Here is a 13,974-nt window from a genome sequence, read left to right as displayed (position 1 = left end):
CTGGCTCAGCGAGGAATTCGGCGCAGCCTACGCGGCATACAGGCGGCGCACCAAGGCACTGGTTCCCGGTGTGATCTAGAGGCTGGCGTCGCAGTCGAAGCGAGCTTGCAGCGATCCGGCCGATGTCTGATTCCGCGACCCAAAGCGGACGTCGTTCCGCGTCAGGCTCGGGCGATGGACGCGCCGCCGTCAACGAGAAAGGCCGTGCCGGTGATGAAGCTCGACGCATCCGATGCGAGATGCAGGACGGCGCGCGCAATCTCTTCCGGCGAGGCCATGCGTTTCAACGCATGAAGGCCCTCCACGAAGGCCAGCACCTCCGGCGTGGCGTCTGGCGCGTTGGTGATGCTGGCGGGCGTGTCGGTGCCTCCGGGGAGCACGGCATTCACCCGGACCCCTTTCGCGCCGTACTCGGCCGCCAACGCCTTGACCAGGCCGATCTGGCCCGCCTTGCTGGCGGCATACGCCGCCATGCCGGGTAAGCCGGCCGTGTAGCCGACGAAGGAGGACGTGAAGATGAGCGAGCCTCCGCCGCGCGCCAGCATGGCCGGCACCTGGTACTTGGCGCCCAGGAACGCACTGGCAAGATTGGTGTCGAGCGTCTCGCGCCATTCGTCAAGCGACATCTCCGTGATGGGCTTCGTCTCTCCCACCACCCCCGCATTGTTGAACGCGACGTCAAGGCCACCGAAGTGGGTGACGGCCGCGTCGACCAGGGCCTTCGCCACTTCTTCGCGCCTGACGTCGCCCGCAACCGCGATGGCATGCCCGCCCGCCTCTTCGATTTCGCCGACGAGCGCGTCCAGTTCGGCGTGGCGGCGCCCGCTCACCACGACGCTCGCGCCTTCTCTCGCGAACAGCCTGGCCGTCGCGCGTCCGATGCCGGAACTGGCGCCCGTGACGATGGCCACCTTCTTTGCCAGTACATCCATCTGCAACTCCCGTCTCTTTGTGTCGGGAGAATCTATCGGCCCTTGTCGCCAGCCACTATCCGTTTCTTGCTTTCGTACCTTGCGTCGATCGGTTGAATCCAAGGCCGATAGCGGACATGCGATCAGAATGAGGCCTCTGGTCAGTCGTACGACTTCGGAGTATGACCCTCCTTGAGGGCCGTCTCGTAATGATCGGCCACGTAGAGCGGAAGGTCGCCCAGCAAATCGGTGCCTGCCTGGTACGCCAGCATCAGTTTCTGCCCTTCCGGCGAAACATCCAAGGTCAGGAACTCTTTGGCTTCCAGCTTGATGCCGTCCTGCAACGGCAGGGAGGTGCCGAAGTACACCGCGCGCTTGATGGCGCCGATGCTTGGCTTGTGTCGCCGCCCGAGGTGGTCGGCAAGAGCCAGCGCCTTGGTGACGACGTCGGCCTTCGGTACGACGGCATCGACCGCGCCCATCTCCAGCGCCTGCGCGGCTGTCAGCGGCCGCCCATCGAGAATGGCGACCAGCGCCTTGTGCGTGCCCACCAAGCGCGGGAGCCTCTGGCTGCCGCCACCGCCGGGCATGATGCCCAGCAAAACCTCGGGCTGTCCGATGAAGGCGTCTTCGCTGGCCATGACCCGCAGATCGCATGCCCATGCGAACTCGGCACCCAGGCCCAGTGCATGCCCTTCCAGCGCGGCGATGAATACCACGCCGATGCTGTTCATCCGGAGCAGCAAGCCGTGCAGCCGATCTAGGCCGACGTAATCGGAGGGAGGTGCCGGCGGAGGCGTCGTGGCCTGTTGTCGCGCCAAGTACTGGACACCGCCCTCCTGCAGCCATTTCACGTCGGCGTGACTGATGAAGCGGCCTGCGTGCGCGCTTGAGAAGACCACGGCGCGGATATCGGGATCCTGCTCCACGCGGTCGAGCAGTTCTTCGATGAGCAGGGCGAGCTCCGCACCGAACTCCTGGCGGGAACCGGCATGTATGCGTGCATGCAGGGTATTGCCATGCGCCTCGATTTCCAGGCGCACCGGGTTTTCGTAAGTCACTGGGGTTCTCCTGAGTCAGCGCAGGTAGCGGGCAGGCACGTCGCTGCGCGAGAGATTGGGTGCCATCGCCAGACGCGCCTGCTGCATCGCGAGGAACTGGCCTTCATCGGGAAGCGGAGGAATCGTCACCGTCTCGCGCCGGTCGAAGCCCACCAGCGCGGCATCGACCATGGCGTCGACCTCCATCAGGAAGCCGGGCGGAAACTCGTCCATGTCGCGGCCAGCCTTCTCCCACAGCTCCGTTCGGGTGGCGCCGGGCAGGACGGCCTGCACATACACGCCGCGTGGCCCGAATTGTGCCGCCATGGCCTGACTGAGATTGAGCAGGTAAGCCTTGGTTCCGCTGTAGACGCCTTCGAACATCTCGGGCGCGAACGCCAGGACGGAAGAAAGGTTGACGATGGCCCCCGATCCTTGCTCGACGAACGATTTCGCTGCGGCGGCGGCCAAGCGGGTGGGGGCCGTGACGTTGAGCGCGATGATCTGCTCCAGCGCAGCCGGGCCATTCTCCAACAGGCCACCTTTCAACGACATGCCCGCGTTGTTGACGAGCAGCGTGACGTCCCCCGTCTGCAGGCGTTGCTCGATCCGTACCACATCCGCATTACGGGTCAGATCTGCGGGCAGGACTTCAATGGACGTGCCGGTCTCGTCCTGCAGTCGCGTCGCCAACGCTTGCAGGCGCTGCGTGTCGCGCGCCACCAGCACGAGCGCGTAGCCGCGCTTGGCCAGCCGATCGGCATAGGTGGCGCCGATGCCTGCGGATGCCCCGGTGATGAGGGCTACTTGCTTCGATGTGCTCATGGGTGTCCCGTGGGGTCTGGAGGTAATGGGCAGATGCGCTTAACGATTCACGTCCACCAGCGTCCGTCCCCTCGCCCTGCCCTGGCGCATCTCGGCGGCGGCGCTGAACACGTCGGCGAGTCCCACTTCGGTGACCGTCGTGTCCAGCTTGGCCAGTTCCAGGTTCTCGGCCAGGCGGCGCCACGCCTCGACGCGCAGCGCTTGCGGTGCATTGACCGAATCGATGCCGGCGAGGGTGACGCCGCGCAGGATGAAAGGCAGCACGGTAGTGGGAAGCTCAACGCCGCCCACGAAGCCACACGTGGTCACCGTGCCGCGATACTTCGTTTGCGCCAACACGTTGGCCAGCGTGCGGCCACCCACCGAGTCCACTGCACCCGCCCAGCGCTCCGTCCCCATGGGCTTGCCTTCCGCCGACAGGAGCGTGCGGTCCAGGATGTCCGCGGCGCCCAGGTTGCGCAGGTAGTCCGCCTCGCCCGGCTTGCCCGTGGACGCCACCACGCGGTAACCGAGTTCCGCCAGCAGCGCGATGGCGATGGAGCCCACGCCACCGGATGCACCGGTGACCAGGATGTCGCCGCGGTCCGGCGATACGCCTGCGTGTTCAAGCGCCAGCACGCTAAGCATGGCGGTGAACCCTGCCGTGCCGATCGCCATGGCGTCGCGCGTGCTCAGGGTCGTCGGCAACTTGACCAGCCAGTTGCCCGAAACGCGGGCACGCTGTGCGTAACCGCCATGGTGGGTCTGGCTCAAGCCCCAGCCGGTCGCGACGACCTTGTCGCCGGGACTGAAGCGGACGTCATCGGAATCCACCACGATGCCGGCGAAGTCGATGCCAGGCACCAGTGGGAAGGTCTGGATGATCTGGGGGCCTGCCAAGGCCACCGCATCCTTGTAGTTGAGGGTCGACCAGTCGACGGCGACGGTCACGCCGCCTTCGGACAGCGTGTTGTCGTCGAGGGTCTGCAGTGAGGCGCTGATTGCGCCATCGTCGGCGCGGGTAGCAAGGATTGCACGGAATGACACGGCACCATTTCCTTCGTGGGGAAGCGGGTGCGACTATAGGTCCGTGCCGCGTTTGTCGTAAGAACGCACAACTATCGCCGTTACTATCAATTATGTGCCTATGAGCACCAGGTGAGAGTCATCATGCGCCCGAAGCGACTGGACCCGAAGAGTGGCTGCGCCGTCGAGCTAACGCTGTCCATCATCGGCGGTGTGTGGAAGCCTTTACTGCTGTTTCATGTGCTGACCGGCAAGAAGCGCTTCATGGAATTGACGCGACTGATCCCCAGCGCGACCCAGCGCATGCTTACGCTGCAGCTGCGCGAGTTGGAGACAGACGGCCTGATCATCCGACACGTTTACGCGGAAGTCCCCCCGCGCGTCGAATATGAAGCCACGGCGCTGGCACGCACGCTGGCTCCGGTGATGCTGAGCCTTCGCGAGTGGGGCGAACGGTATCGCGCCGACCAGCAGCACCTGCCGCCGATGGAAGTGCATTGCGATGCGACGCCTGTTGTCGCGAAGCGGAAAGCTTCCGCGAGGAACGTTCAGTCGGAGAAGCTCGCGCCTCCAGCGAACTGATCGCTCGCTTGAACCCAAGGCCTGAACCGGAAGCCCGCGCTATCGAAACGACCAACCATGCCTGTGTGACCGTGTTTCCGGTGCTGCAGGCAACGCAGAAGCGTTGATCGACAAGCCACCAAAGGGAGCCTGGAAGGGTCACCACACCCCTTGCAGCGACGGGATGACCCCCAGTAGTCGACTAGTCGCCGTAAGCCTCGAGCGCGCGCATCGAATAAACGTAAGCTGCGCCCGCATTGACCTGGATCGCCGTAGCGAGGGCCTGCGCCAACTCTGCCTCGGTCGCCCCGGCCTTGCGTGCCGCCTCAGTATGCGTACCAATGCATCCGTCGCAGCGCAGGCTGATCGCAACTGCAACGGCGATCAGTTCACGGGTCTTGGCGTCCAAGGCTTGATCATGCGCTGCGGCCGTCCCCAAGGACTGGTAAGCCTCGAGCATTTTCGGATGGCGCTTGCCCAGGCTGCCGAACGCCTTCTTCACTGCGGGCACATACTCGGTCCAGTTGAACAACACGGGAGTCTCCTCGAAGAAAGTAAAAAGTCGTGGAAATGAGCCGGCGTGCGGCTTCGCAAAGCGTGGCTGCCGGATGACGCGGTGGTCAGGCGACCGGGATGGGGTTATCCACCAACGAAAGATTGAACTGGTGCACCATGGCGTGCTCGCCCATCCCGGGGTTGGCGCGCACCGCCGCGATGCGATCAACCAGCACCTCGGTCGTTGCGGTGGCAAGCTTGTCCAGCGTCTCCGCGATGAAATCGTCAAGCGGCATCGCACGGGGGTCGCCACTCTTGTAGATCAGGTCGGTATCCACCCAAGGCGGCGCGATCTCCAGAACCTTCACCGAACTATCGCGCAGGGCAAAGCGCTGCGACATTGAATAGGAGTGGATCGCCGCCTTGGTGGCCGAGTACAGCGCCGTCGCCGCCAGGGGGACGTAGGCCAGCACCGAAGAATTGTTGATTATCCAGCTCTCCGGCTGCCGCTTCAGGTGTTCGACGAAGGCGGCGCTGACCCGGACCGGCCCCAGCAGGTTCGTCGCCACCAGCTGGACAGCCTGCCCATCATCCAGCGCACCGCCCGCATTGTCGAAGGGCATGATGCCGGCGTTGTTGACCACAACATTGAGTGTTGGGTAGCGCGCGATGACATCGGCGGCAACCGCCTTGATCTGGCCCGGGTCGGCGACATCCAGTTGGACCGCATCGACGCCCGGGTTCTCGGACTTGATCTGCTCGAGCAGGGCCTTGCGGCGGCCGGCTACGATCACTTGGTTGCCGCGTGCATGCAGGGCCTTGGCCAGTGCCAGACCTATCCCGGAGGTGCCGCCGGTGATGAAGATGGTGTTGCCGGCAAGTTTCATGGGAAGTCCTCCCGAGTAATGGATGAGCGGGAACTGGAGATCAGTGACTGGCGCGATAGCGCGGTGCCACCGTGTCGCTTGACAGGTGGGCCGCCATCGATTGGCGAGCGGCCTCGAACGCCTCCCAGTCCTCGCCGGCATGCAGTGACGGGATGCTGATCAATTCACCGCGATCCAAGCCGCGCAGGGCGGCATCGACCAGGTCCTCGGCACGCATCACGATCTCGCGGGGAAGGTTCTCGACCGGCAGACCGCCGGTCGCCCAGAAATCGGTGGCGGTTGCGCCCGGAAGCACCGCCTGGACGCGCAAGCCAGTGCCTGCGAGTTCCTTGTGAAGCGATTGGCTGAAGGCCGTGACGAAAGCCTTGCTCCCGCCGTAGACGCCATTGAGGATTTCCGGTGCCAAGCTCGCGATCGAAGAGATATTGATGATGGTGCCGCGCCCGCGCGCCACCATCTGCGGGACGGCGGCATAGGTCAGCCGCATGAGCGCGGTGACGTTGAGCTCCACCATGGCGGTCATCCGCTCGACATCGCTCTGCAGCAGCGGCGTGTGGGTTCCGATGCCCGCATTGTTCACAAGTACCGTAACGTCGGCATCCTGCTGCAGGCGGCGCTCGACCTGGGCCAACTGATCGCGCTGGCCCAGGTCGGCGGCGATGACCTCCACCGCGCGCTGGGTCTGGCTGCTGATGCGCTCTGCCAGGGCATTGAGCCGTTGTCGGTCACGCGCGACCAGGATCAGGTCATGCCCACGACGGGCCAGGCGCTCGGCGTAGATCGCGCCAATGCCAGCGGACGCGCCGGTAACCACAGCGACGCCAGCGGATGAGGATTGTGCGGACATGGTGCTTTCTCCAGTTGGGCGGCCATTGCCGCGGGGTGCGGAGAAAGCTTGCGCCGGATGGATCGTGGCGCAAATGACGCATATAGTCATGTTTTAGGACATGCGGGGCCGGCCATCATGCATCGGGTGGGATACGTACTGGGCGATGGTTTCCAGGTCATGGCGCTCGGCTCGCAGGCGGTGTTCGAGTTCGCCAACCTGGTGCACGGTGAGACCTTCTATGCCGTGGAAAACTGGTCGGTCCAGGGCGGTGAGATCAACGCCTCGCTGGGCATGCGTGTGGTGACGCGCGAACTCACCGGGCGCAGCCGCGCCGATACCTGGATGTTCCCCGGGGTGATCGACCCGCTCCGTGGCCCGGTTTCCCGGCCACTACTCGATTTCGTCCGCCGCGTAGCCCCCAGGGCGCGGCGTGTGGCAGGCATCTGTACCGGTGGGTTCATCCTGGCTGAGGCCGGAGTGCTCGCACAGCGCCGGGCTACCACGCATTGGGCCTATGCCGAGCACATGCAGCAACGCCATCCCGACATCCAGGTGGAGGCCGACCGGATTTTCATCCTGGACGGCCAGTACTGGACCTCGGCCGGCATGACGGCCGCGCTCGACATGGCGCTGGGCATGGTTGAGAAAGATCTGGGACCGGAGGTGGCGCGCTCCGTCGCGCACCGGTTGGTCATGCACCATCGGCGCGCTGGCGGACAGACCCAGCATTCGGAGCTGCTGGATATGGCGCCGCGAAGCGATCGCATTCAACAGGCGCTCGATTACGCCAAACGGCACCTGGACAGACCGTTGGGGGTGGAGCAGCTGGCCGAGCGGATCAATCTGAGCCCTCGACAGTTCAGCAGAATATTCACGGCAGAGACGGGGCAGTCGCCGGCGAAGGCCATTGAGGCGCTGCGACTCGAGGCGGCACGTGTGATGGTCGAACAGGGGCGACTTCCTCTGGAGGTGATCGCCCGTGAGACAGGGTTTCGCGATCGACGGCATCTGCGTGAGGCGTACCTGCGAGGATTTGGTGTTGCCCCGCAAGCGATGCGGCGGCAGTCGCGTACCAGGCTGAGAAGCTAAGGTTCCCTCGCCGCCCCGCTCAACCTTGAGCGTTGACGCCGGTCGTGAGGCATCAACCGTCTTCGGCGGCTACCCAGCCGATGGTAGAAGCACACGACGAGCACAGCCTCCGTAGGCCGGTTCAGAGCCGGGCTTGGAATCGAGCTCGATGGCGTGTCCACCTTCTGGCCGGAAGCCGTCATCCGGCTGCAACAACGGGTTGCAATAATTCTAAGATTCCGGAAATATAGAATTATGGACACGTCCCAGACCGTAATGGCGCTCCGTGCGCTCGCCCACGACCACCGCCTCGCCGCCTACCGCGCCCTTGTACAGGCGGGTCCAGGCGGGATGGCCGTTGGCGAACTGCGCGACCAGCTCGATCTGGCGCCCGCGACGCTCACCGCGCATCTGAACCAGCTGCGTGCCGCAGGGCTTGTGACCGACGAGCGGGAAGGACGGGTCATCCGGATACGTGCCGACTACGACCGCATGAACGGTCTGATTGGCTTCCTGACGGAGAACTGCTGCGGCGGCAAGTCCTGCGCGCCGGCAGTCAAGAAGAAGCTCCGTTGATCCGCATTCCAGAGATACGACATGATCGACAAGACCTACAACGTACTGTTCCTGTGCACCGGCAACTCCGCGCGCAGCATCATGGCCGAGGCGATCCTCAACGTGCTGGGCCACGGCCGGTTCAAGGCCTATAGCGCCGGGAGTCATCCCAGCGGCCAGGTCCAGCCGATGGCGCGGGAGCTTGCCGAGGCGATCGGCTATGACGCCAGCCAGGTGCGCAGCAAGAACTGGGACGAGTTCGCCGTGGAAGGCGCACCCGAGATGGATATCGTCATCACGGTCTGCGACAACGCTGCGGGAGAGGCGTGCCCCGTATGGCTGGGCCATCCTGCACTCGCGCACTGGGGTGTACCCGACCCGGTAGCTGCCACGGGCGATGAAGAAGATCGTCGTCGAGCCTATACCGCAGCGTTCGCCACACTGCGTCGCCGTATCGAGCTACTGCTATCCCTGCCGCTGCAAAGCCTCGACCGTCTGGCAGCGCAAGCAAAGCTGGGTGAGATCGGACGCGTCGGCGCTGAATGATCCGCCAGCGTCTCCTTGGCGAGTTCTTGGCCACGGGCCTGCTGCTGGTGACGGTGGTGGGCTCTGGGATCATGGCCGAGCGCCTCGCGGACGGAAACGGTGCCGTTGCCTTGCTGGCCAACACGCTGGCAACGGTCGGCGGCCTCTATATCCTGATTGAGGTGTTCGGTTCGATCAGTGGCGCGCACATGAATCCCGCGGTCAGCGCCGTCATGGCGGCGCGTGGAGAACTGCCCAGGGCCCTGTTGCCGGCATACATCGTGTTCCAGCTCGCGGGTGCGGTGTGCGGTGCTTGGTTGGCGAACGCCATGTTCGATCTTCCGATCCTGGAGTTCTCCACGAAGGCGCGGACCGGCGAGGGCCAATGGTTCGGCGAGATCGTTGCAACGGCAGGATTGCTGCTGGTGGTGCTCAGGGCACCCGCGTCCCGGGTAGCCGTGATGGTAGCTGCGTACATCGGTGCGGCCTATTGGTTCACTTCGTCGACCTCATTCGCGAATCCTGCAGCAGCGTTTGGCCGCATGTTCAGTGACAGCTTCGCCGGCATTTCGCCTGGCGACGTGCCCGCCTTCGTTGTGGCGCAACTCATCGGGGCAGCCCTGGGCGCCACGATCCACAAGCTACTTGGAATACCTCATGTCCAATCTCGGTGATCTGCCCAATGTATCGGCCGAACTGTTCCATGTGCCGGAGGTCGACCGTCTATCACCGGCTGCACTCGCTACGCATGCCCCGCGGATCCTTCTGCTCTACGGATCGCTGAGGAAGAGGTCATACAGCAAGTTGCTCGCGCTGGAGGCGGCCCGACTACTGCAGGCGATGGGGGCCGAAACCCGGCTCTTCGATCCGACAGGTCTTCCTCTTCCGGATGCAGAGCCCGACACGCATCCCAAGGTGCAGGAATTGCGGCAACTGGTGCAGTGGTCGGAGGGCATGGTCTGGAGTTCGCCGGAGCGGCACGGCGCCATGAGCGGCATCATGAAGGCGCAGATCGATTGGATTCCCTTGTCGCAGGGTTCGGTTCGTCCGACCCAGGGCAAGACGCTGGCCGTCATGCAGGTTTCGGGCGGCTCGCAGTCCTTCAACGCGGTGAATCAGCTTCGTGTACTTGGGCGCTGGATGCGGATGATCACGATCCCCAACCAATCCTCCGTGGCGAAGGCGTTCAACGAATTCGACGAGGAGGGGCGCATGAAGCCGTCCGCGTTCTATGACCGCGTCGTGGACGTCATGGAAGAGCTGATCAAGTTCACGCTGCTGACCCGTGATGTCTCGCCTTATCTGGTGGACCGCTACAGCGAGCGCAAGGAAAGTGTGGAGGAACTGGCCAGGCGGGTCAGCTTCCGCGCTATCTAGGTACGGAAACGTTCACGGGTCTTCCTGGCAGGATGCCGCGGCCGAGCCGTGCCGCGCGAAGCTAGGCAGATGCGTCTACCGGTCGCGACACACGCGGCAGCGCATTGAGCTGCACCGCGACGTAGTCCATGTGGCCACCGGCGACCGCGCGGGCGCGGTCGGGGTCGCGTTGCAGGATGGCGGCGAGCAGGGCGTCGTGCTGCCGGCGCAGCTGCTGCGAGACCGGCGACTGCGGCGACAGGCCGGCGAGGCTGACCTGCACGTGGTCGTGCAGCAGTGCCAGCAGCGAGGCGATGAGATAGGAGAACACCGGGTTGTGGGTCGCATCGGCGATCGCGCGGTGGAAGGCCACGTCGCTGCGGATCTGCGCCTGGCGGTCGCTGCCGTTGTAGGCCGCATCGACCGCGGCGTGCGCCGACCGCAGCCGCTCGCGATCCGCGTCGTCGTGCCGCAGCGCCGCCAGTTCCGCGGTGCGGCCTTCCAGCATCGCGCGGAACTCCACCAGGTCCGCCTGCAGCATCGGATGGTTGCGCGCCATGTCCTGCCAGATCTCCGCCATCCGGCGCTCGGTGGCGGCGACCACATAGGTGCCGTCGCCCTGCCTGCGCTCCAGCACGCCGCGCGCGACCAGCAGGCCGATCGCCTCGCGCGCGGTCGCACGCGAGACCTGCAGCTGGTCGGCGAGGGTGCGTTCGGCGGGCAGTCGGCGGCCGGCTACGTAGCGCCCGTCGGCGATGGCCTGTTCGAGGTGGCGGGTGACCTGGGCGACCTGGGTGGACATGGCGGCCTGCGTTCGGATTGGCCGGACCAATATACCGCCCGGCGTAGGCCGACACATGCTCCCTTCCGGACAAGACGGACCCGCCCGCCATGCGCTCGCCAGATCCTGCCGGCCCCTCCCCCCTTCGGGATGTGTACGTGTTCGCCACCTGCGTGGTGGACCTGTTCATGCCCGATGCCGGCCTCGACGCGATCGCCGTGCTGGAACGGATCGGCTGCCGCGTGCACCTGCCCGAGGCGCAGACCTGTTGCGGACAGCCCGCCTACACCAGCGGCTTTCCCGAGGAGTCGCGCAAGGTCGCGCGCGCGCAACTGGACCTGTTCCCGCAGCGCTGGCCGATCGTGGTGCCGTCGGGTTCCTGCGCGGGGATGATGCGGCACCACTGGCCGCGGCTGTTCGCGGACGACCCGGTGCTGCTGGCGCGTGTGCGCGACATGGGCGCGCGGGTGGTGGAGTTCTCCGACTTCCTCGCGGCGACCGACCTGCCGCTGCCCGTCGCCGCCACGAACGATCCGGTCTCCGTCTGCCTGCACACCTCGTGCAGTGCGCGACGCGAGACCGGCGCACTGGCCAGCGGGCGGCGGTTGCTTGAGGCGCTGCCCGGTGTCGAACTGAAGATCCAGGCCTACGAATCCGAATGCTGCGGCTTCGGCGGCACCTTCGCGGTGAAGCAGCCCGACATCTCCGCCGCGATGGCCGGCGACAAGGCGGATGCACTGGCCGAAAGTGGCTGCGATGCCTTCGTCAGCGGCGACTGCGGTTGCCTGCTCAACCTCAATGGCACGATGGCGCGTCGCGAGGCGCCGCTGCAGGGCCGGCATATCGCCAGCTTCCTGCGCGAACGCTGGGGCCTGCCCGCACCGGATGCCGGCGCATGAGCCTGCCTGCCGCATCCACGCGCGCGCGCTCCGCGATCCTGTCGCGGCTGCGCGCCGCCGCGCCGGTCGAACTGCCGGCGCCCGACGTCGCCGCGTACTACGCCGATGCCGGCACGTCCTCGCCGGCCGCGATGCGCGAGCGCTTCATCGCGCAGGCGCGCGGCTGGCGTGCCGAGGTGATCGAGACCGATGCCGCCACCTGGCCGAACACGCTCGCCGCAGTGCTGGCGGACAAGGGCGTGCGCCGGCTGATGGCGGGCCGCGACACGGCGCTGGTTGACGGCCTGCATGCCGCCACGCAGGCGCCGACGCTGGACTGGTACGACGCGCCCATCGAAACGCTGAAGCCGGTGCTGTTCGACACGGTCGATGCCGGCATCACCACCACGCTGGGCGGCATCGCCGACACCGGCAGCCTGATCCTGTGGCCCGACACGCGCGAGCCGCGCACGCTGTCGCTGCTGCCGCCGCTGCACATCGCCGTGCTGCGCGAAGAAGACCTGCAGCCCACGCTGTACGCGGCCATGCGGCACCGGCAATGGGCGTCGGCCCTGCCCACCAATGCGCTGCTGGTCACCGGGCCGTCCAAGACCGCCGACATCCAGCGCCTGCTGGTGTACGGCGCGCACGGTCCGCGCGAACTGGTCATCCTGCTGCTGCGCACGGAGGCCACCGCATGAGCGCGGTGCGGCCCGCCGCCGATCCGGTCGCGTTCAAGGACAACGCGCGCCTGGTGCTGGCCGATCCGGTGCTGCGTCGCGGCTTCCGCGGCGCGATGGATTACCTGGCCGACAAGCGCGCCGCACAGTTTCCCGAACAGGATGCGTTCGAACGCCTGCGCTCGCTGGGCGAACACCTGCGCAAGCGCGCGCTGTCGCGGCTGCCGGACCTGCTGGAACAGCTGGAACAGGCGCTGCACGCACGCGGCGTGCAGGTGCACTGGGCCGAGGATGCAGCCGATGCGAACCGCATCTTCCAGGAGATCGCCGCACGCCACGACGCGACCATGATGGTCAAGGGCAAGTCGATGGTCAGCGAGGAGATCGAGCTGAACCACCGCATGCAGGAACACGGCATCGCCTGCGTCGAGACCGACATGGGCGAGTACATCCTGCAGCTCGACAACGACCGGCCCAGCCACATCATCATGCCGGCGATCCACAAGACCAAGGAAGACGTGGCGAAGATCTTCGCCGAGCACATCCCCGGCGCCGGCTACACCGAGGACGTGGACGAACTGATCGCGATCGGCCGCGTCGCGCTGCGCGACAAGTTCCGCCAGGCGAAGATCGGCGTGTCCGGCGTCAACTTCATGGTCGCCGAGACCGGCTCGCTGGTGCTGGTGGAGAACGAGGGCAACGGCCGGCTGTCGACCACGGTGCCGGACGTGCACATCGCGATCACCGGCATCGAGAAGGTCATCGAGAAGCTGGAACACGTGCCGCCGCTGTTCACCCTGCTGACACGCTCGGCCACCGGCCAGGCCGTGACGACCTACCTCAACGTCATCAGCGGTCCGCGCCGCGAGGGCGAGAAGGACGGGCCGCGCGAAGTGCACCTGGTGCTGCTGGACAACGGCCGAAGCCAGGCCTTCGCCGAAGAACGCTTCCGCGCGACGCTGCAATGCATCCGCTGCGGCGCCTGCATGAACCACTGTCCCGTCTACGCACGTATCGGCGGACTGTCGTACGGCACGACCTACCCGGGACCGATCGGCGCGATCATCTCGCCGCACCTGCTGGGGCTGGAGTCGACGCGCGATCTGCCGACCGCCTCCAGCCTGTGCGGTGCGTGCGGCGATGTCTGCCCAGTCGGCATTCCCATCCCCGAACTGCTGATGCACCTGCGCGAAGCCGGACGCCACCATCGTCCCGCACTGCAGCAGCACAAAGCGTTGAAGGGGCAGGGTGCAGTGCGTAGCATCCCGGAGGTCCTCGCCTGGAAGGCGTGGCGACTGCTGTATTCCAACGGGATGCGCTATCGCCTGTTCACCTGGATCGCTTCCCGGCTGCGCGGCCTCACGCCCGCGCACCAGGGCGGCTGGACCCGATCACGTACGCCACTGACGCCCGCGCCGCGCTCGCTGCGCGAGCGATGGCGGACATCGCGCAGCACCGTTACACACCGGACCCACGACACGCAGGAGGAGTAGGGGAACACGATCACGCCGACCGCGGACCGGGAGCATCCGCAGTCCATACACACGAACGGCACGCAAGCGGGAGCGTTTTCGGCCG

The 13,974-nt window shown here is 65.9% G+C and carries 17 protein-coding genes; 9 read left to right on the top strand and 8 right to left on the bottom strand.

Translation table 11 applies throughout. From position 1 onward, the window contains the following. Positions 1–161: 161 nt before the first annotated feature. The 4 genes from CSC78_RS07140 to acuI all read right to left on the bottom strand — a co-directional run bounded on the left by CSC78_RS07140 (position 162) and on the right by acuI (position 3,802). Positions 162–932, bottom strand: a complete 771-nt coding sequence (locus CSC78_RS07140; protein ID WP_162337210.1) for an SDR family oxidoreductase — start codon at positions 930–932, stop codon at positions 162–164. 140 nt (positions 933–1,072) lie between these two features. Continuing rightward, positions 1,073–1,972, bottom strand: a complete 900-nt coding sequence (locus CSC78_RS07135) for an enoyl-CoA hydratase/isomerase family protein (protein WP_162337209.1) — start codon at positions 1,970–1,972, stop codon at positions 1,073–1,075. A 15-nt stretch (positions 1,973–1,987) separates the two neighbouring features. Then, the gene (locus CSC78_RS07130) at positions 1,988–2,776 is read right to left on the bottom strand and encodes an SDR family NAD(P)-dependent oxidoreductase (protein WP_162337208.1); all 789 of its coding nucleotides are present in this window, start codon (positions 2,774–2,776) and stop codon (positions 1,988–1,990) included. Between the two features lie 39 nt (positions 2,777–2,815). Continuing rightward, positions 2,816–3,802 carry an acrylyl-CoA reductase (NADPH) gene (gene acuI, locus CSC78_RS07125; RefSeq protein ID WP_162337207.1) on the bottom strand — a complete coding sequence of 329 codons (987 nt, stop codon included), beginning with the start codon at positions 3,800–3,802 and terminating at the stop codon, positions 2,816–2,818. A 123-nt stretch (positions 3,803–3,925) separates the two neighbouring features. Between acuI and CSC78_RS07120 the strand changes: the two genes are divergently transcribed. Then, positions 3,926–4,363, top strand: coding sequence for a winged helix-turn-helix transcriptional regulator (locus CSC78_RS07120; RefSeq protein ID WP_162337206.1), 438 nt, complete (start codon positions 3,926–3,928; stop codon positions 4,361–4,363). A gap of 181 nt (positions 4,364–4,544) precedes the next feature. Here CSC78_RS07120 and CSC78_RS07115 read toward each other — a convergent pair whose 3' ends face one another. The 3 genes from CSC78_RS07115 to CSC78_RS07105 form a co-directional block, all read right to left on the bottom strand. Continuing rightward, positions 4,545–4,877, bottom strand: a complete 333-nt coding sequence (locus tag CSC78_RS07115; protein ID WP_162337205.1) for a carboxymuconolactone decarboxylase family protein — start codon at positions 4,875–4,877, stop codon at positions 4,545–4,547. A gap of 85 nt (positions 4,878–4,962) precedes the next feature. Then, positions 4,963–5,724: an SDR family oxidoreductase gene (locus CSC78_RS07110; RefSeq protein WP_162337204.1), complete on the bottom strand. Its 762-nt coding sequence runs from the start codon at positions 5,722–5,724 to the stop codon at positions 4,963–4,965. 40 nt (positions 5,725–5,764) lie between these two features. After that, complete coding sequence (locus tag CSC78_RS07105; protein ID WP_162337203.1) at positions 5,765–6,571, bottom strand: SDR family NAD(P)-dependent oxidoreductase; 807 nt, start codon at positions 6,569–6,571, stop codon at positions 5,765–5,767. Positions 6,572–6,628: 57 nt separating this feature from the next. Here CSC78_RS07105 and CSC78_RS07100 point away from each other — a divergent pair, with 57 nt between their 5' ends. The 5 genes from CSC78_RS07100 (at position 6,629) to arsH (ending at position 10,078) form a co-directional block, all read left to right on the top strand. Continuing rightward, positions 6,629–7,642, top strand: a complete 1,014-nt coding sequence (locus tag CSC78_RS07100; RefSeq protein WP_238391191.1) for a GlxA family transcriptional regulator — start codon at positions 6,629–6,631, stop codon at positions 7,640–7,642. A 234-nt stretch (positions 7,643–7,876) separates the two neighbouring features. Next, the gene (locus CSC78_RS07095; RefSeq protein WP_162337202.1) at positions 7,877–8,197 is read left to right on the top strand and encodes an ArsR/SmtB family transcription factor; all 321 of its coding nucleotides are present in this window, start codon (positions 7,877–7,879) and stop codon (positions 8,195–8,197) included. Positions 8,198–8,218: 21 nt separating this feature from the next. After that, a complete protein-coding gene (locus CSC78_RS07090; RefSeq protein ID WP_162337201.1) occupies positions 8,219–8,722 on the top strand; it encodes an arsenate reductase ArsC in 504 nt (167 codons plus the stop codon). Then, complete coding sequence (locus CSC78_RS07085; protein WP_162337200.1) at positions 8,719–9,375, top strand: aquaporin; 657 nt, start codon at positions 8,719–8,721, stop codon at positions 9,373–9,375. The genes CSC78_RS07090 and CSC78_RS07085 overlap by 4 nt, the downstream gene beginning before the upstream one ends. Then, on the top strand, positions 9,359–10,078 hold the full coding sequence (gene arsH, locus CSC78_RS07080; RefSeq protein WP_162337199.1) for an arsenical resistance protein ArsH: 720 nt from the start codon (positions 9,359–9,361) through the stop codon (positions 10,076–10,078). The genes CSC78_RS07085 and arsH overlap by 17 nt, the downstream gene beginning before the upstream one ends. A 61-nt stretch (positions 10,079–10,139) precedes the next feature. On the opposite strand, the gene CSC78_RS07075 is transcribed toward arsH, so the two are convergent. Further along, the gene (locus CSC78_RS07075) at positions 10,140–10,859 is read right to left on the bottom strand and encodes a FadR/GntR family transcriptional regulator (RefSeq protein WP_162337198.1); all 720 of its coding nucleotides are present in this window, start codon (positions 10,857–10,859) and stop codon (positions 10,140–10,142) included. A gap of 137 nt (positions 10,860–10,996) precedes the next feature. Between CSC78_RS07075 and CSC78_RS07070 the strand changes: the two genes are divergently transcribed. From CSC78_RS07070 to CSC78_RS07060, 3 genes are read left to right on the top strand one after another with little or no spacing between them, the layout of a single operon-like run. Next, the gene (locus CSC78_RS07070) at positions 10,997–11,737 is read left to right on the top strand and encodes a (Fe-S)-binding protein (RefSeq protein ID WP_238391188.1); all 741 of its coding nucleotides are present in this window, start codon (positions 10,997–10,999) and stop codon (positions 11,735–11,737) included. Beyond that, positions 11,734–12,417 (top strand): LutC/YkgG family protein, encoded by a 684-nt coding sequence (locus CSC78_RS07065; protein WP_162337196.1) that lies wholly within the window; start codon positions 11,734–11,736, stop codon positions 12,415–12,417. The genes CSC78_RS07070 and CSC78_RS07065 overlap by 4 nt, the downstream gene beginning before the upstream one ends. Beyond that, positions 12,414–13,889, top strand: coding sequence for a LutB/LldF family L-lactate oxidation iron-sulfur protein (locus CSC78_RS07060; RefSeq protein ID WP_162337195.1), 1,476 nt, complete (start codon positions 12,414–12,416; stop codon positions 13,887–13,889). Before CSC78_RS07065 ends, CSC78_RS07060 begins: the two co-directional genes overlap by 4 nt. Positions 13,890–13,974 lie beyond the last annotated feature (85 nt).

The organism is Pseudoxanthomonas japonensis (assembly GCF_010093445.1).
GTDB lineage: Bacteria > Pseudomonadota > Gammaproteobacteria > Xanthomonadales > Xanthomonadaceae > Pseudoxanthomonas_A > Pseudoxanthomonas_A japonensis.
Note: the sequence above shows the minus strand (reverse complement) of the source record. Positions and strands in the feature narration are given on the sequence as shown.